At 53.6% G+C, this 16,264-nt stretch carries 14 protein-coding genes and 1 pseudogene; 10 read left to right on the top strand and 5 right to left on the bottom strand.

All coding sequences use genetic code 11. The annotated features are described in order from the left end of the window. Positions 1 to 638 precede the first annotated feature (638 nt). Complete coding sequence (locus AC3Y2E_RS22345; RefSeq protein ID WP_379214282.1) at positions 639 to 3,170, top strand: hypothetical protein; 2,532 nt, start codon at positions 639 to 641, stop codon at positions 3,168 to 3,170. On the opposite strand, the gene abc-f is transcribed toward AC3Y2E_RS22345, so the two are convergent. Next, positions 3,140 to 5,149: a ribosomal protection-like ABC-F family protein gene (gene abc-f, locus AC3Y2E_RS22350; RefSeq protein WP_379214284.1), complete on the bottom strand. Its 2,010-nt coding sequence runs from the start codon at positions 5,147 to 5,149 to the stop codon at positions 3,140 to 3,142. The two genes, AC3Y2E_RS22345 and abc-f, sit on opposite strands and share 31 nt — an antisense overlap. 301 nt (positions 5,150 to 5,450) lie before the next feature. Between abc-f and AC3Y2E_RS22355 the strand changes: the two genes are divergently transcribed. The 8 genes from AC3Y2E_RS22355 (at position 5,451) to groL (ending at position 12,476) form a co-directional block, all read left to right on the top strand. Next, entirely contained in the window at positions 5,451 to 6,158 is a 708-nt protein-coding gene (locus AC3Y2E_RS22355) for a 5-formyltetrahydrofolate cyclo-ligase (RefSeq protein ID WP_379214286.1), read from the top strand. A 393-nt stretch (positions 6,159 to 6,551) separates the two neighbouring features. After that, positions 6,552 to 7,046 carry a cyclic pyranopterin monophosphate synthase MoaC gene (moaC, locus tag AC3Y2E_RS22360; RefSeq protein WP_379214288.1) on the top strand — a complete coding sequence of 165 codons (495 nt, stop codon included), beginning with the start codon at positions 6,552 to 6,554 and terminating at the stop codon, positions 7,044 to 7,046. 153 nt (positions 7,047 to 7,199) lie between these two features. Next, a complete protein-coding gene (locus AC3Y2E_RS22365) occupies positions 7,200 to 7,694 on the top strand; it encodes a MogA/MoaB family molybdenum cofactor biosynthesis protein (protein WP_190930408.1) in 495 nt (164 codons plus the stop codon). Then, positions 7,691 to 8,713, top strand: a complete 1,023-nt coding sequence (locus tag AC3Y2E_RS22370; RefSeq protein WP_379214291.1) for a molybdopterin-binding protein — start codon at positions 7,691 to 7,693, stop codon at positions 8,711 to 8,713. Before AC3Y2E_RS22365 ends, AC3Y2E_RS22370 begins: the two co-directional genes overlap by 4 nt. 35 nt (positions 8,714 to 8,748) lie before the next feature. Then, complete coding sequence (locus AC3Y2E_RS22375) at positions 8,749 to 9,048, top strand: twin-arginine translocase TatA/TatE family subunit (RefSeq protein ID WP_332075798.1); 300 nt, start codon at positions 8,749 to 8,751, stop codon at positions 9,046 to 9,048. A 255-nt stretch (positions 9,049 to 9,303) separates the two neighbouring features. Next, the gene (gene tatC, locus AC3Y2E_RS22380; protein WP_190930431.1) at positions 9,304 to 10,068 is read left to right on the top strand and encodes a twin-arginine translocase subunit TatC; all 765 of its coding nucleotides are present in this window, start codon (positions 9,304 to 9,306) and stop codon (positions 10,066 to 10,068) included. 326 nt (positions 10,069 to 10,394) lie between these two features. Then, the gene (gene groES / locus AC3Y2E_RS22385; RefSeq protein WP_190930411.1) at positions 10,395 to 10,676 is read left to right on the top strand and encodes a co-chaperone GroES; all 282 of its coding nucleotides are present in this window, start codon (positions 10,395 to 10,397) and stop codon (positions 10,674 to 10,676) included. Between the two features lie 168 nt (positions 10,677 to 10,844). Beyond that, positions 10,845 to 12,476, top strand: coding sequence for a chaperonin GroEL (gene groL, locus AC3Y2E_RS22390; RefSeq protein WP_190930412.1), 1,632 nt, complete (start codon positions 10,845 to 10,847; stop codon positions 12,474 to 12,476). 163 nt (positions 12,477 to 12,639) lie between these two features. Here the strand turns inward: groL and AC3Y2E_RS22395 are convergent, their stop codons facing one another. The 4 genes and pseudogenes from AC3Y2E_RS22395 to AC3Y2E_RS22410 form a co-directional block, all read right to left on the bottom strand. Then, positions 12,640 to 12,930: a PIN domain-containing protein gene (locus tag AC3Y2E_RS22395; protein WP_379214369.1), complete on the bottom strand. Its 291-nt coding sequence runs from the start codon at positions 12,928 to 12,930 to the stop codon at positions 12,640 to 12,642. Continuing rightward, positions 12,902 to 13,033, bottom strand: coding sequence for a hypothetical protein (locus AC3Y2E_RS22400; protein ID WP_379214294.1), 132 nt, complete (start codon positions 13,031 to 13,033; stop codon positions 12,902 to 12,904). Before AC3Y2E_RS22400 ends, AC3Y2E_RS22395 begins: the two co-directional genes overlap by 29 nt. Then, positions 13,030 to 13,263, bottom strand: coding sequence for a hypothetical protein (locus AC3Y2E_RS22405; RefSeq protein ID WP_379214296.1), 234 nt, complete (start codon positions 13,261 to 13,263; stop codon positions 13,030 to 13,032). Before AC3Y2E_RS22405 ends, AC3Y2E_RS22400 begins: the two co-directional genes overlap by 4 nt. Positions 13,264 to 13,480: 217 nt before the next feature. Next, positions 13,481 to 13,699: pseudogene (locus AC3Y2E_RS22410) on the bottom strand (tyrosine-type recombinase/integrase); the annotation flags it as partial. A gap of 643 nt (positions 13,700 to 14,342) precedes the next feature. On the opposite strand from AC3Y2E_RS22410, the gene AC3Y2E_RS22415 reads away from it, so the two are divergent. Then, positions 14,343 to 16,028: a clostripain-related cysteine peptidase gene (locus AC3Y2E_RS22415; RefSeq protein WP_379214298.1), complete on the top strand. Its 1,686-nt coding sequence runs from the start codon at positions 14,343 to 14,345 to the stop codon at positions 16,026 to 16,028. Positions 16,029 to 16,264 lie beyond the last annotated feature (236 nt).

Genomic DNA, 16,264 nt, shown 5'->3' on the forward strand with positions numbered 1-16,264 from the left:
CGGGCGGCAGAACGGGGAAATCGGGCTGTTCGCAGCTAAAATACCGTGGAATTTATACACAGGGGGTGTGGATATCAGTTATCCACACCCCCTGTGTATAGTGTGAATAACATCTGCAAATGCAAGAGGGACAAAGCCTTTTTCAAAGTCAATGTGCGAATAAGTTTTTCAGGCGAAAATGTGGATAATGGGGATAAGGATGTGAATAGCATCGTTTTTGCCGACAAAACGGGGGTTTTTGTGAACCAAAACCTGTGGATAATCTGTGTACATCGATATTTCCGGTAAAAATAAGCAAATTAGGCAATTATAAAAGTGCGAGTTCAAAAAGTCCGATTTTCAGCACTGAGAAGATGGGATGAAGCTAGGAAATGAGGAGCGGAGCGTAGTGGGAGCTTTGTGAGCACCGGAAGTGCCGGCTGAATGCCATATTCGATGTCGAGCAGGCTTCCTGATCTGCTTCGTGATCAAAAGTGGACTTTTTGAACCACCTCTAAAAGTAGAACCTAGAGGTTGTGCACAAAGTTTGTATGTATCGTCTAAACAGCGGAATCATTCGGAGTTTTCAGTCTGTTTTTGGCGGATCGGTTGATACAGCCCCAAGTCAGTTATAATCGGGAATGTGGGTGGTTGCGCATATGTGTAGATCGGAGGTGGCGCTGCGGCCGCCAGAAAAGCGTCGCCTGATGCGGAGCGGACTAACGGCGCTCCTGTTTATTGCCGTTTCCGTTATAACGGCCGGGTCTGTCCAGCTCCATGCGGTCCGTCCGGCGGCTGCCGCCAAGATTACGATCGTATCGGTGCCCGGCTGGTCGTTTCTCGATTGGGAGGAGGACATGCTGGCGCGGATGCCCAACCTGCAAAGCATGATCAGGCAAGGCGCGATCGGGGCGATGAACGTCCGCAATCCGGAGAAAGGGCTGGAGGACAGCTACACCGCTCTCGGCTCGGGAGCTCCCGCGTCGAGCAGTCCGGATTATGGGGCGTTTCATGTGCGTGAGAGGATCGGCGGCCTTCTGGGGGAAGGATCGGCGCCGGATGTGTACCGGAAACAGACCGGTCTCGAAACGAATCGGGCGGAGATCGTCGTGCCGGACATTGCGGCGATCCGGCGGCGCAACGAAACCCGCGGACACCGGGCGCAGGCGGGTCTGCTGGGCGATTATTTAAGAGGGCGCGGATTGATCACCGCCGTATACGGCAACAGCGACTCGGCCGGGACCCGCAGACGGTTTGCCCCGCTGATGCTGATGGATTCGCAAGGGTTGGTGACACGGGGCGATACGGGGGAAACGATGCTGCTTCCCGACTTCGCAAGACCCTCTTTCGTCCGCACGAATCTGACCGCCCTATTGGAAGCCTGGGAGACGGTTGAAGCGCGTTCCGTTGTGCTGCTCGAATGGGGCGACTTGTACCGGCTGCAGACAGAGGTATCCCGGTACGGCGAAGATCAGGCGAAGCGAATGAAGGCGGAGCTTCTCGGCGAGCTGGACCATCTGCTGGGCGGCTTGATGGAGCGGCGGCAACAAGGAGATTTGCTGTGGATTCTATCCCCGTTCGTGGGAGCTGAAGCCGCGCGCCATAAAATGCTGCTGGCGCCAGCCGTTCTGATCGGCGACGCCGTGCCCGCCGGATTATTAACGTCTCCGAGCACGCGCAGAGAAGGGATTATTACGGCTTCGGACATCGCTCCGTCCCTGTTGGCTTCTTACGGGATCGGGACGCCGGACGATATGATCGGCCGGGAGGTAACTATCGTTCGGAAGGGCGGCGCCTGGTCCGAACTGCACCGGGAGCTGAACGGAATCCGGGAAGTGTACCGCACCCGTCCGCAAGTGCTGATCCCATTCGTAACCGCGGAAGCGGTTGTGCTGGTGGCGGCTTTAATCGCGTTGTGGCTTAAGCTGGGCAGCAAAGCCCGCTGGATGGAGGCGCTGCTGCTGTTTCTGCTTGCGGCTCCTCTTACTTTGCTGTGGATCGGCTGGTTAAACGCGGTTTATCCGGTACCGGGAAATGTGCAGATCGTGTTGTTCCTGACGTTCACAACGGCTGGGGCTTATCTGTTCAGGTTCGGGCGATCCGCTTTGTCTGCGGCGGGGCTGGTCAGTGCCGTTACGGCTTTGCTGCTCTTGCTGGACGGCGTGCTGGGAGGGGAAGGCATGAAGCGGTCCGTCCTCGGATACGATCCGATGATCGGAGCGAGATATTACGGGATGGGCAACGAGTACATGGGCGTACTCGTCGGGGCTGTTACGTTTGCGTTCGCGGCCATGATGGAGCGCTGGCGCTCCGCAGCCACGAGCGGGGCAAGCGCAGCGCAAGCCGCAGCAGCGACTGCCGCCAGCGCGCCGCCGGGCTCGCCAGCACCGCCGGCGCTTGACGCCGCAGACGCCGCCGCTGCTGCGGCAACGCCGCGCCCGCGCTCGCGCCGCTCGGCGTCGGCCGCCAGCCGCGCCAGGCTCGCTGCGCCGCGCCCGCCTGCGCCTGCAGCCGCGCCGCCGCCGCCGTCGCGCGTCAGCGCCGCCGCCAAGCGCCGCCGCGCCACGCGGCTCGCGGCCGCGCTCAGCGCCGCGCCGTTCGCCGCCGTCGCCGCGTACCTCGCCGCGCCGCAGCTCGGCGCCAACGCGGGCGGCGCCATCACGGCGGCGGTCGCCTTCGGCCTCGCGTGGCTGCGCTGCTTCGCCGGCGGCTTCGCCCGCGGGCTCGGCCTGCTGCGGCTCGCGCTGCTGTGCGCCGCCCTTGTCGCGGCGGCGGTCGCCGGGCTCTGGCTGCTGAATGCAGCCCTCCCGTCCGGCTCCGCCGGCCAAAGCCATATCGGCCGGGCGATGGCGATGCTAGGCCAGGGCCGCACCGATCTGATCGCAGCGACGATCGTGCGCAAGCTGCAGATGAACCTGCATTTGATCGGCGTCTCCGCGTGGACGAAGGTGCTTGCCGCCGGGATGCTCGTGATGGCGATTGCCGTCGCGCGTCCGCAGGGCGTATTCCGCCGCTGGGAGAGCCGCTACCCGGATTATATGACCGGCTTTCTGGCGATCGCGGTCGGCTCCGTAGCGGCGCTTGCCTTCAACGACTCCGGCATCGTCGCCGCGGCGACGATGATCGTATACGCAGCCGTGCCGATGCTGCTGCTGCGTTTTCAGGAGGACAGCTCCTCCCACTCGGCATAAAGCTTGTCGAGCTCCGCTTTTTTCGTTTCCAGCTCGGCGTTGACTGTCTGGACGGCGACGTAATCGTTATACACGTCCGGTTCGAGCAGAGCTGCCTCCAGAGCCGCCGTTTCCGTCTCGAGGGTGGAGATCGCAAGCTCGAGCTGTTCGATTTTGCGCTGTCGCCCGCGCTCCTCGCGCTTCTGCTGCTTCTCCGCTTCGTAATCGCGGGGTTTGCCTGCAGCCGCTGCGGATGTTCCCGCCGCCGGGTTTCCGGCGCCGCCGGCTTCCACGCCTGGGGAGCCGGAGCTTGCCGCGCCCGATGGTTTGGCCGGCTTGCCCGCCGCCGCGTCCGCCGCCAGGCGTTCCGCTTCGATGGCGGCGAGCTCGCTTTTTTTCTCTACGTAATCGTCATAATTGCCGAGATAGTCGTCGATGCCGCCGGGGTGCAGCTCCAGCATCCGGTCGGCCATCTTGTTCAGGAAATAACGGTCGTGGGATATAAACAGCAGCGTTCCTTCGTAGTCCAGCAGCGCCGCCTCCAGCACTTCCTTGCTGAACAGATCGAGATGGTTCGTCGGCTCGTCCAGAATCAACACGTTCGCCTGCTTCAGCATCAGCTTGGAGAGCGAGACGCGGGCCTTCTCGCCGCCGCTGAGCGCGCCGATTTTCTTCAATACGTCTTCGCCGCTGAACAAGAAGCTGCCGAGCACGGTGCGGATGCGGACCTCCTCCAGATGAGGGTATTCGCTCCAGAGCTCTTCCAGCACCGTATGGTTCGGGTTCAGCCCTTGTTGCTCCTGATCGTAGTAGCCGATCGTGACGTTCGAGCCCCATTCGAAGTAACCGGAATTTTGCTGTTTTTGCCCGGTCAATATTTTCAGCAGCGTCGATTTGCCGATTCCGTTCGGCCCGATCAGGGCGGCCATGTCGCCGCGGCGAAGCTCGAAGGAGACGTTCCGGAACAGCTGTCTGTTGCCGTCATAGGACGCCGCCATATGTTCGACGCGAAGCACGTCCTTGCCGGACTGCTTCTCCGTCTCGAACCGGAAGGAAGCGCGCTTCAGCTCGCCTGCGGGCTTGTCCAGCCGGTCCATCTTCTCAAGCGCCTTGCGCCTGCTTTGCGCCCGCTTCGTCGTGGAAGCCCGCACGAGGTTGCGGCGGACGAAATCTTCCATGCGCGAAATCTCTTCCTGCTGCTTCTCGTAATGTTTCAGCTCGATCTCGTATTCGGCCGCTTTCAGCTCCATATAGCGGGAGTAGTTGCCTGTGTACCTTTTGCAGCGGGTACGCTCGATCTCATAAATCACGTTCGCCATAGCGTCCAGAAAATAACGGTCGTGAGAAACGACCAGCACTGCGCCCGGGTATCCGCGCAAATAATCTTCGAGCCAGGTTAGTGTAGCGATGTCCAAATAGTTGGTCGGCTCGTCCAGCATCAGCAGATCGGGCTCCTGCAGCAGCAGCTTGGCCAGCGCCAACCGGGTCTTCTGTCCGCCGCTCAGCGTGCGGATTGCCGTGGCCGGGTCGAACGCGCCGAAGCCCATGCCGTGCAGGATGCTGCGGACTCTCGCCTCGATGCCATAGCCGCCCTTTTCGCGGAACAGATCGGATTTGACCGAGTACCGGTGCAGCACGTCCGCATACAGCTGCTCGTTGGCGGCCAGTCCGGGATCGGCCATCTTCGCTTCGAGCTCGCGCAGCTCCTGCTCGATCTCGAGCAGGCCGGCGAATACGCCGATCATTTCGTTCCAGATCGAATTATCGGACAACAGTCCGCTGTTTTGCGCCAAATACCCGATGCGCGTTTCCTTGGCCCGGAATATTTGTCCTCCGTCGGCGGACATCTCGCCGGCAATAATTTTGAGCAGCGTCGATTTCCCCGCGCCGTTTACGCCGACGAGCCCGATCCGGTCGCGCTCCTGAATTTGCATCGCTATATGGGTCAGCACGGGAATCGTGCCGTAATGTTTTTCCAATCCGTTGACTTGCAAAAGCATGTGTAGTCTTCCTTCCTATAGACGGATTTCCGCCAGGCAAATCCGCAGTCGTTCTAGTGACGCTTACAAGCCGTCATGTTTAGTTTACCGATGGGTCCCTCGTTTGTAAAATGAGACTTTGCCTGAAACGAATATCCCCGTTCTGGACGGCTGGGCCTCAGCAGGCGGCTGTTCGTCGGCATGAGGGGCTGCAACCGGTTCGCTGCCTGCTTGGCTCCGGCTTTTTCTTCACTCGGAATGTGTGATACACTGGGGAAAAGGTTATATTGACGGCAATCGAACCCTGCATCAGCAGACAGATATGAAGAGTAGAACGTGCGCCCGGACGCATCGCTTGAACGCCGTCGTTCCCGGTTGTGAACCGGATTTATACCAATGGAAGGACGGGGAAACCGAGATGACCGTACAGGCGCATAAAGCGGAGCTGCGCAAACATATGGAAGCGGCCCGCGCATCGTTATCTGCAGAAGAACGTGCGGAAGAGTCCGCCCGCGCCTGCGCAGCGGCGATCCGGCTGCTGGAGGAGAGGGGCGATGATGCGGACGGCAGGACGTTCACCCTGTTCAGCTACGTTCCTTTCCGGACGGAACTGGATGTCACTCCTGTCATGGAATGGTGCTGGAACCGCGGCGGCACGATCGTCGTCCCCAAAGTAATCCGCGAGCATAAACTGATGTCGCTTCATCAGATTAAAAGTCTCGACGAGCTGGAGTCCGGCAGATGGGGGATTCGCGAACCGGCGATGTCGACGCCCGTGCTGGAACGGCTGGAGGATATCGACTGCGTTCTCGTTCCGGGACTCGCCTTTGACGGCAAAGGCGGACGGCTGGGGTACGGCGGGGGGTATTACGACGCATTTATGCGGATGTGCCGGGAAAATACGGGCCGGGAGCCGTTTAAGCTCGCGGTTGCTTTTGATCTTCAGCTGATTTCGGAAGTGCCTATGGACCATTTCGATTTCCGTACCGACGCGGTAGTGACCGACAGACGCACCTGCTTGATCCGGTAAATGGTTCATGCAACTTGCTTGGTTGAATTCAGAATGGCGACATGAACTCTTTGTTCACTGATTTTTAATAAACGTTTTTTTGCCGCCCACAAGGACATCGCTATCCGTGTGTCGAAAAAGATGAAGAGAGCTTTTGGGATGACGGGGCCGGATGGATGGGGCAACCGCTTCAGACTTCCGGATCTTTGGATATAGGACAACCTTGTTTCCTCACCTCATCGTGTGCCGCCGCATGTTCATCTCTGTTCCCGCGACTGACGAATCCGATCCGTTAACCTTCCTCGTGCCGGTGTCAGGGACTGGCTCGCTAGCAAAATCAAACCGGCGCAGCTCATGCCGGACATCCTATATGAGGTTACCCGATTATGGCTGGATTGGAGGCGCTGCAAAACGATGACGGAATCATCCGGACTTACTCATTTTAATGAAGACGGCCGCGCCCGCATGGTGGACGTCTCCGGCAAGGCGGAAACGAAACGTACCGCAACCGCGCAAACGACGGTGAAGATGCGTCCGTCGACCTTGGATGCGGTTAAGATGGGCCGTCTGGGCAAGGGGGATGTGCTGGCCGTCGCTCAGATCGCCGCCATCATGTCCGCCAAGAAAACGTCGGATTGGATTCCGATGTGCCATCCGCTGCCGCTGACCGGAGTGGACATCGCGTTCTCGGATAACGGCGCGGACGAGCTGTACATTCAAGCAACAGTCAAGACGACAGGGCTTACCGGCGTTGAGATGGAGGCTCTTACCGCGGTATCGGCCGCCGCGCTTACCGTATACGATATGTGCAAGGCGCTGGAGAAAGAGATGAGCATCGGTCCGACCGTGCTTTTATCCAAAACCGGGGGCAAGAGTGGAGATTATATCCGACCGCCGGGCAAGGAATGAGTTTATATTAAGCTGTTTAAGCTGAACAACCGAGCCCAAGTCCAATGCTGCCATACGATCCTTAACGGGATAAACGGACAGAAGGGCCGGCGGTTCCGCCTTATGTTTAGATGCGTCAGTGTGTCGGGATATAACAAGGGAGGGAATAAGCTGATGCGCTGGAAAGTTGGCCTGTTAACGGCAAGCGATCAAGGTTCTCGCGGCGAACGTGAAGACACCAGTGCTCAGGTGATTCACGAACTCGTGGAGGAAGAGCTGCAGGGGGATATCGTCGAGTACCGGATCGTTCCCGACGAAACGGACGAGATTATGGCAGCGCTAATTGAGATGACGGACTACTACAAGGCCGATCTCATTCTGACTACCGGAGGAATCGGCATGGGGCCGCGGGATGTAACTCCGGAGGCGACGCTGGAAGTGATCGACCGGCTCGCGCCGGGTTTTGCGGAAGCGATGCGGGCGGCCATGATGCAGCGGGACGGGCTCGGCATGATGACGCGCGGCGTGTCCGGCATCCGGGGGCAGACGCTTCTGCTGAACTTGCCCGGCGATCCGAAGGGCGTTCACGAATGTTTGGCCGCGGTCATGGACCAGTTGCCCATCGCCCTTACGATGATCCGCGGCAAAGGAGGCGGGCTCCCGGGATGAGACGAACGAGCGTCCTGCGCGAGGTGAAGGTGGAGGAGGCGATCGGGCTGCCGCTCGCCCACGATCTGACCCGCATCGTACCCGGGGAATTCAAGGGCCGGCTTTTCCGGAAAGGCCATATCGTCCTCGACTCGGATATTCCCGAGCTGAAGAAAATCGGCAAAGATCATATTTACGTGTTAGAGCTGGGCGATGACGACCTGCACGAGGACGATGCAGCCGTCCGGATGGCGGAAGCGGCGCGGGGATCGAACATAACGGCGACGGAACCGAGCGAAGGCAAAGTGCTGCTGAAGTCGGCGATCCGCGGGTTGACGGTGATCGACAAGACGTTCATTAACGGAGTTAATGCAATCGATCAGCTCGCGCTGGCTACGCTGCAGTCTAACACGGTCGTAACGCCAGGACAATCGGTCGCCGGTACGCGGGTCATTCCGCTGCTCGTCGCGAAGGAGAAGGTCGAGCAGGTCGAACGGTCCGCCCGCCAGTGGCGCGAAGCGTATCTGGGAGAAGGACCCATATCCGTGAAACCTTTTAGAACGTTAAAAACCGGTCTCATCACAACCGGCAATGAAGTGTATAATGGACTGGTGGAGGACCGATTCGGTCCTGTCGTCAGAGCCAAGCTGGAAGAGTACGGCTCGTACGTGGAGGAACAGCGCTTATGCACGGACGACAGCGACAGCATCGCCGGACATATCCGTTATTTTCAAGACAAGCAGGTTGATCTCATTCTCGTTACCGGGGGGATGTCGGTTGATCCCGACGACCGGACACCCGGAGCGATCCGGCAAGCCGGAGCGGACATCGTAAGTCACGGGACGCCGATGCTTCCCGGCTCGATGCTGATGATGGCTTATCTGGGTCATACTCCGGTTGTTGGATTACCGGGCAGCGTGATGTATGATAAATATACCGTATTCGATGTGCTGCTGCCGCGAATTTGCGCAGGGATTCGAATCGGCAAAACAGATATTACCGAGCTCGGATATGGAGGGCTTTACGCAGAGAGAGGGTAACTATACCCACACCCAACTTGAAGGAGGAATTGTCGATGCCTAACATCGGCGCAACAGGTTTTATTCTGATCATTTTGGTGGCTTTACTGCTGTTTGGCCCGAGCAAGCTTCCGGAACTCGGCCGCGCGTTCGGCCGTACGCTTCGCGAGTTTAAGAACGGAGCCAAAGAAATTATGGAGGACGACTCCGACCGCAAGCAAGTAGAGAAGGCGGAAGCTCAGCGTCTGGATTCGGGCAAGCCTGAGTATCGGGCCGAGACGGCTGCGCCGGCACCTACGCCGGCTACATCCAATGCCTCGGCAGCGCCAGCTACCGACAAGCGTCTTCCGGACTGAGCTAGGCGCTGAACAAGGCGTGACTTTAACGATGCCTGGACGGAAGGCTCTGCGATTACCATGCTGATGACCCTTCGGTACGTTTACAGATTGGACGCTTCAATAGGACCCATGGAGTGTTTATTAAACGAAGACGTAAACGGCAGCGCTTCCAAAAATTGTATGAGCGCAGATGGACTCGAACGCTGTCGTTTCAAGTTAAAAGGAGACCTGTCTGACTATTCCGTTACCTGATCATGAGGCTGGTGAAAATTGATGCAAGAAGAAACGGCATCCCTGGTGGAGCATCTAACCGAGCTCCGCAAACGGCTCATCTGGATCGTCGTCGTTTTGGCGCTGGCCATGATCGGGGGCTTTTTCGCCGCCAAGCCGCTTATCGTCTATTTAATGAATTCGGAACCGGCTTCGAGCATCGTCGGCTTGAATACGTTTTCGCCGTGGGATGCGATCCGGCTGTACATGCAGTTTGCTTTCGCCGTCGGCCTGGTCGTGACGCTGCCCTTTGCGCTTACGCAAATTTGGCTGTTCGTCAAGCCGGGACTGATGGAGCACGAGCAAAAAGCGACGCTGCGGTACATACCGGGCGCCGTGCTGCTCTTTCTGCTTGGCTTGTCCTTCGCTTACTTTGTAATTTTCCCGATGGCGTTTTACTTTACGTTAACCGTGACCAAAAGCTTGAATTTGACCGAAACGTACGGGGCCGCCCAATATTTTTCGTTCATGTTTAACATTTTGCTGCCGATGGCGCTGTTGTTCGAGCTTCCGGTTGTCGTGATGTTTTTGACCAAGCTGCGGATTCTCAATCCGCTGCGTCTGAAGAAGCTGCGCCGCTACGCTTATCTGGCGCTGGTCATTATCGCCACGTTCGTGACGCCGCCCGATCTCATATCGGATATTCTGGTGGCCGTTCCGATGATCATTTTGTACGAGATCAGCATTATGCTGTCCGCCCGGGTATACCGGAAACAACAGGAGTATGACAAGCAATGGCTCAGTGATCTGGGTGAGGCCGAAGCTTGAGGGAACGTTCGGTCTGCGTTGCTTGTGACGCAGACCTTTTTTGTCGAACCGGGGGAGACTTTGTCTGTTCATATGGAAGGATGACGAATCGGGTGGAGCGTGCTGTCCGCCTGGTCTGAATGATGTAATACTTTGCGTATGGATGGGACAACCTACATAAGGTGTGCAAAAAATGCACGGATTAAAATTTTATGAAAACCTCCAAAAGGACTTGCAAACCGAAGGCGAAATGATTATCATAAAAGATGTTATTAGCACTAACCACGTTCGAGTGCTAACAAACCCTCTACAACAAAACCATCTGAATCAAAGGAGGCAGTTTTCTCATGATCAAACCGTTGGGTGATCGCGTAGTTCTTGAACCTATTGCCAAGGAGGAGACTACAGCTAGTGGCATCGTTCTGCCGGACACGGCAAAAGAAAAGCCGCAAGAAGGCAAAATCGTAGCTGTTGGCAGCGGCCACGTAAAAGACGGACAACGCATTGCGCTTGAAGTGAAAGAAGGCGACCGCGTTCTGTTCTCCAAATATGCAGGCACTGAAGTGAAATTCGAGGGCAAAGAACTGCTTATTTTGCGTGAAAGCGACATCCTGGCTGTGCTTGCGTAACAAGGCTATCCGGCCTGGTAGGATTGAATCGTCTCCATCGCTGCTCGGATATTGATCCGGCGTGATTCCGATTTTGATCTTACTATGCTCGCACAACCGGTAAACTATACTTAATCCGATTTTCTGCATCCACTCTAAAATATAAAACAATCCGGGAGGTTCCGATTCATGGCTAAAGAAATTAAATTCAGTGAAGACGCTCGCCGCGCAATGCTCCGTGGTGTCGACACTTTGGCTAATGCGGTAAAAGTAACGCTCGGACCGAAAGGCCGCAACGTTGTACTTGAGAAAAAATTTGGCAGCCCGCTCATCACGAATGACGGTGTTACGATCGCCAAAGAGATCGAGCTCGAAGACGCATTCGAAAACATGGGCGCTCAGCTCGTTAAAGAAGTAGCAACCAAAACAAACGACGTAGCAGGCGACGGTACGACTACGGCTACCGTTCTGGCTCAAGCGATGATTCGCGAAGGTCTGAAAAACGTAACGGCAGGCGCTAACCCGATGGTCATCCGCAAAGGGATCGAAAAAGCCGTTAAAGCCGCTACTGAAGAACTGCAAAAAATCTCCAAGCCGATCGAAGGCAAACAATCGATCGCACAAGTTGCGGCAATCTCCGCAGCTGACGAAGAGCTTGGCCAGCTGATTGCAGAAGCTATGGAAAAAGTAGGTAACGACGGCGTTGTTACTGTTGAAGAATCCAAAGGTTTCGTAACGGAGCTGGAAGTCGTAGAAGGTATGCAATTCGACCGCGGCTACCTGTCCGCTTACATGGTTAACGATACCGACAAGATGGAAGCTGTTCTGGACAATCCGTACATCTTGATCACAGATAAGAAAATCTCCAGCATTCAAGAGATTCTTCCTGTGCTTGAGAAAGTCGTTCAATCCGGACGCCAGCTGCTGATCATCGCAGAAGACGTAGACGGCGAAGCGTTGGCTACGCTCGTAGTTAACAAGCTGCGCGGCACGTTCACTTGCGTTGCCGTTAAAGCTCCAGGCTTCGGCGACCGCCGCAAAGCTATGCTTGGCGACATCGCAGCTCTGACGGGCGGCCAAGTGATCACGGAAGAGCTGGGCCTTGACCTGAAATCGACTACGGTTGATTCGTTGGGCAGCGCTCGTCAAATCCGCGTATCCAAAGAAAACACCATCGTTGTTGACGGTGCCGGCGACAAAAAAGACATCGGTACCCGCGTAGCGCAAATCCGCGCTCAACTGGAAGAAACGACTTCCGACTTCGACCGCGAGAAGCTCCAAGAGCGTCTGGCTAAGTTGTCCGGCGGCGTTGCTGTAGTCAAAGTCGGCGCAGCTACCGAAACTGAACTGAAAGAGCGCAAACTGCGCATCGAAGACGCCCTGAACTCCACGCGTGCCGCTGTGGAAGAAGGGATCGTTTCCGGTGGCGGTACGGCCCTCGTGAACGTATACTCTGCTGTTGCTGCTGTTAAAGCAGACGGCGACGAGCAAACAGGCGTCAACATCGTGCTCCGCGCTCTGGAAGAGCCGGTACGCATCATCTCTACGAACGCCGGCCAAGAAGGCTCCGTCATCGTAGAGCGCCTGAAAAAAGAAGAAGTGGGCGTAGGTTACAACGCCGCTACTGGCGAATGGGTCAACATGTTCCAAGCCGGTATCGTCGACCCTACCAAAGTTACTCGCTCCGCTCTTCAAAACGCTGCGTCCGTTGCAGCTATGTTCCTGACGACCGAAGCGGTTGTCGCGGACAAACCGGAGAAAGACAAAGCTCCTGCTATGCCGGATATGGGCGGCATGGGTGGAATGGGCGGCATGATGTAATAAGGGCTGAGCCCTTGCGTAGCAAGGGTTTCTCCTCGAGGCAACACTGATTGCCCACATTTTGCCCACATCGTGTAAAAAATGAAGACACCTTAGAGTGATGGAAATCGCTCCAAGGTGTCTTCTGTCTTTAACTAATGAGAGAAAGCCTGCAGGTATAGATCTATATTTTCAACAAAGTCATCCCATACTCATTAGTAACAAAGTTCATGTCTGAATCCCGGGAAACCAGTACCAAATTAGCTGTAAAGGCAGTTGCAATAATGAGCGCGTCAGGAGTTTTAATTTTCCGTCCCTTGCTTCGCTGCTCGCTTTGCATGGAAGCTGCTTTTCTTGCGACAGCGGAATCGACATGTATCATATGCCTGGGGGAGAATAACCTTTCTGCGATTAAGAACTGATTGTGTTTGACACCACTCAGTACTTCACATTCCGTAATCGTCGAAAAGAATATCCGCCGTTGTTCTTCTTGGGCTTGTCGTACTAAGTTGATCGTTGTCCAAAATGGCGATGACGATGTTCGAATCGAATAAATATCCGGAGTGGTTGTGGGTCACTTTCCCCAGCCCTCCCGTGACTCCTGAATGTGATCTAATAATTCTTGCGCTTCCCCGGGCTTCAGAATTCCAGCCACACTTAAAATGTCATCGACTGAGTAATCATCAAAGTCCTCGATGGTTTCTGCTTCAAGATCGATGACAAGCTTCTTGGTGGAAATATTGTTTTCAGATAAAAACTCCCTTAAGCCTTTTGCTATATGAGGATGGAGTTTGCGTACCATTGACATGGGAAAACCACTCCTTTAATAAATTATGGTGTTAAATCAGTTCATTTCCCGCGAGAATCTTCGATCTTTACTTATAAACATTATACCCGATAATGGAATGCATGGATACGGCCGCGGCACACAGAACGATCTGATTGGAGAAATCCCTTATAAATAAAGCTCTAGTACGCTGAGGTGGATAATATAAATACTGTCCTAATATGCTAGGACAGTTTTATTAAACACCCTTCATGAGATCACTGAACTTTTGTGATGCTTCTTTCTTCATCGTCTTGGTGACATGGAGATAAACGCGCTTGGTAATTTCGTCGTCCTGGTGCCCTAATCTTTCCATTATTTCATGAATGCCGACTCCAGCCTCAGCAAGCAACGATGTATGCGTGTGACGCAATGAGTGAGGGGTTAATGCCTCATTCAAGCCAGCGAGCCGCAGAACGCTGCATTTGCCTGTATATTGAAGCCCGAATGCATTTCGCATTCGGGCTTCTGTGTTTGTGGTGGCCAATCCTGAGAGATCATTATGATTCGGGGGCCAGGCCATATGCTGGTTGCCAAGGGTGCGTTGCAAGCACAATCTAAAGTTTACTTTACATTTCTCAAATGGGCCGATCTATTATGATAAAATTAGAAGTAATATTTGTAGGTTTTTGACGAAGAAAAGCTAGCTGTCGCTGGGAATTATATATGCAACCAGATTGTTGTTAACTTTCTGCAGTTCACGCGCAATCCGCTCTTCATTCGTTGCCGCCCTCGTAAAATCGTTGACAACAGTAACTAGAGCAACCACCGACACCAGCAGAAAGATTAGCGCCCCTTCCCTACGCCGCGCGGGCGCGTGGACTAGCCCCACCATCAGATAACCATATTCAGAACAACCATCGCACCGATTATTAGTAACATTTTTGTATATATAAGTGCAGGTGTCATCACAACAACGATTTCTTTTGTTGTGACATCTTGTAGCATCATAAACTGACCCCAGCTCCGCCTTCAGAATAACTCCGGTTGTCGGACAATTCGTATCCAGATTTTGGACCGCTTTGAAGCCGGCCGTCAGACTGGCCACGCCAAGCGATAACTTGCCAGAAATTTATAAATTGAAAGGTCGTAATTTGATGAAAAATATCCGAAGTTTAATCATTCTTTTAATCTTTCTTCTTGCAACAACTCCATCAGCAGCGGCACAAAACTCAAGCTACGCAGAAGCGCTTAACCACTTGGGATTGTTCAGTGGAACGGGGAATGGATATGAACTTTCGCGGGTGCCTACCAGAGCAGAGGCCCTTGTGATGATGCTTCGTCTGTGGGGGAAGGAAGAAGACATTCAGAAAAATACCTACCAAAATCCATTTCATGATACGGATTGGGAAAGTCCCTATGTGTCGTTTGCATATACAAATGGTATAGTTAACGGAATTAATGAACATCGTTTTGGCGGCAACCAACAAGCCTCTCTAAACCAATATTGTGCAATGGTTTTAAGGGTTTTGGGATATTCAGAAACAAAGGGCGACTTTACCTATGAAACCGCGGTTTCTTTCGCTTCTATGGTTTTAGGAATAGACCTTACAAAAGAAGTCGAATTTAATCGGGGGACTCTTGCGAAAATAAGCAGCTATGTTTTAAATACAAGACCCAAAAACCAACTTGCAACACTAGGTCAAATCCTTCGCGAAACAGATGTGTTCACAACGCAAAGTTTAAACGAGGCAAGGTCACTTTGGGAGCAGGATAATAAAAATTATGATTCATCGACGATTTTAATATATGCAATTGGTTCTGACCTTGAATCACAACAAGGCCGGCTAACAAAGGACTTGGAAGAAATTTTTCGCGGTCAGCCAAACCAAAATACGAAAATCTTGATTCAAACAGGCGGAACGCTCAAATATCACAACAAATATATGACTGGTGGAGCATCAGAACGTTTTGAAGTTAGCAATGGACAACTTGAAAAGCACGAAAGCCTCATCCAAACCGCCGCATCAGATCCTAAAACACTAAGGGATTTTCTTCTTTGGGGCAAAAGCGTTGCACCAAATGAGCGTTATATCCTGATTTTATGGGACCATGGGTATGGTACAATGGGTGGATTTGGTGCAGACGAGCTAAACGGACGAAAAACGATGAAAGTTTCGGAGCTTTCGGAGGCAATCGATGCATCAGATATGTATTTCGACTTAATCGTCTTTGATGCGTGTCTTATGGGCACAGTTGAAACTGCCTATGCCCTTAGAAACCATGGCAAATATCTCATAGCTTCTGAAGATTCAACCCCCGCAGGAGGGTTATATTATACCACATGGATAAGTGCAATGGAGCGAAACCCACAAATTAGCACGGAAAGAGTGGGGCGTTTAATGTTAGATTCCTTTACCCTTCATTCGGGGATGGAAGCTAATATTCCAACAACAATGTCAATGATGAAGCTTTCTCAGGCTGAATCATTGGTTAAGGCAATAGAACATGCACAATTTGATTTCTCATTAACAGACCTTGCAAACAACTCAGAGCTATTAGGCAAAAACGAAGGGATATTTGATCAATATGATCTTATAGATATAATGGGCAAATCATCAGAAATCACTGCTGCAGCCCAAGCGCTTGCATTCGAAGTAAGAAATTCAGCAGGCTATAAAAATCGCAATGGCGTGGCTTTATATGTCCCTAACAGAAAAATCGCACACATACATGAAATGAAAGAAGAGCTAAAAGCCATTGGTCTTAGCTCAAAGTATATAGAAACTATTTTCAACGAAAATTAGCTGTAAAGGCTGATCGTTGTCCAGAATGGCGATGACGATGTTGGAATCGAATAAATATCCTTAGAGAGGCTTCGCATGAGTTCACCAAACTTTTGGGAGCCTCTTTTTTGCGTGTCTTGGTCACATAAAGGTTGGCTTCGTAGTCTATTCTATCTACGAAACTTAAAGTTTTCTTTACAATTCAGCACTTCTTCTATCAACGATGGTACTATGAAGGGAAAATACTGTCGAAATTT

The sequence above is a fragment of the Paenibacillus sp. MAH-35 genome (assembly GCF_058135425.1).

What these genes read in the sequence shown, in the direction of transcription:
- AC3Y2E_RS22345 (WP_379214282.1), top strand. Translation starts at nt 639, where the DNA reads ATGTGTAGATCGGAGGTGGCGCTGCGGCCGCCAGAAAAGCGTCGCCTG.
- abc-f (WP_379214284.1), bottom strand. Translation starts at nt 5,149, where the DNA reads ATGCTTTTGCAAGTCAACGGATTGGAAAAACATTACGGCACGATTCCC.
- AC3Y2E_RS22355 (WP_379214286.1), top strand. Translation starts at nt 5,451, where the DNA reads ATGAAGAGTAGAACGTGCGCCCGGACGCATCGCTTGAACGCCGTCGTT.
- moaC (WP_379214288.1), top strand. Translation starts at nt 6,552, where the DNA reads ATGACGGAATCATCCGGACTTACTCATTTTAATGAAGACGGCCGCGCC.
- AC3Y2E_RS22365 (WP_190930408.1), top strand. Translation starts at nt 7,200, where the DNA reads ATGCGCTGGAAAGTTGGCCTGTTAACGGCAAGCGATCAAGGTTCTCGC.
- AC3Y2E_RS22370 (WP_379214291.1), top strand. Translation starts at nt 7,691, where the DNA reads ATGAGACGAACGAGCGTCCTGCGCGAGGTGAAGGTGGAGGAGGCGATC.
- AC3Y2E_RS22375 (WP_332075798.1), top strand. Translation starts at nt 8,749, where the DNA reads ATGCCTAACATCGGCGCAACAGGTTTTATTCTGATCATTTTGGTGGCT.
- tatC (WP_190930431.1), top strand. Translation starts at nt 9,304, where the DNA reads ATGCAAGAAGAAACGGCATCCCTGGTGGAGCATCTAACCGAGCTCCGC.
- groES (WP_190930411.1), top strand. Translation starts at nt 10,395, where the DNA reads ATGATCAAACCGTTGGGTGATCGCGTAGTTCTTGAACCTATTGCCAAG.
- groL (WP_190930412.1), top strand. Translation starts at nt 10,845, where the DNA reads ATGGCTAAAGAAATTAAATTCAGTGAAGACGCTCGCCGCGCAATGCTC.
- AC3Y2E_RS22405 (WP_379214296.1), bottom strand. Translation starts at nt 13,263, where the DNA reads ATGTCAATGGTACGCAAACTCCATCCTCATATAGCAAAAGGCTTAAGG.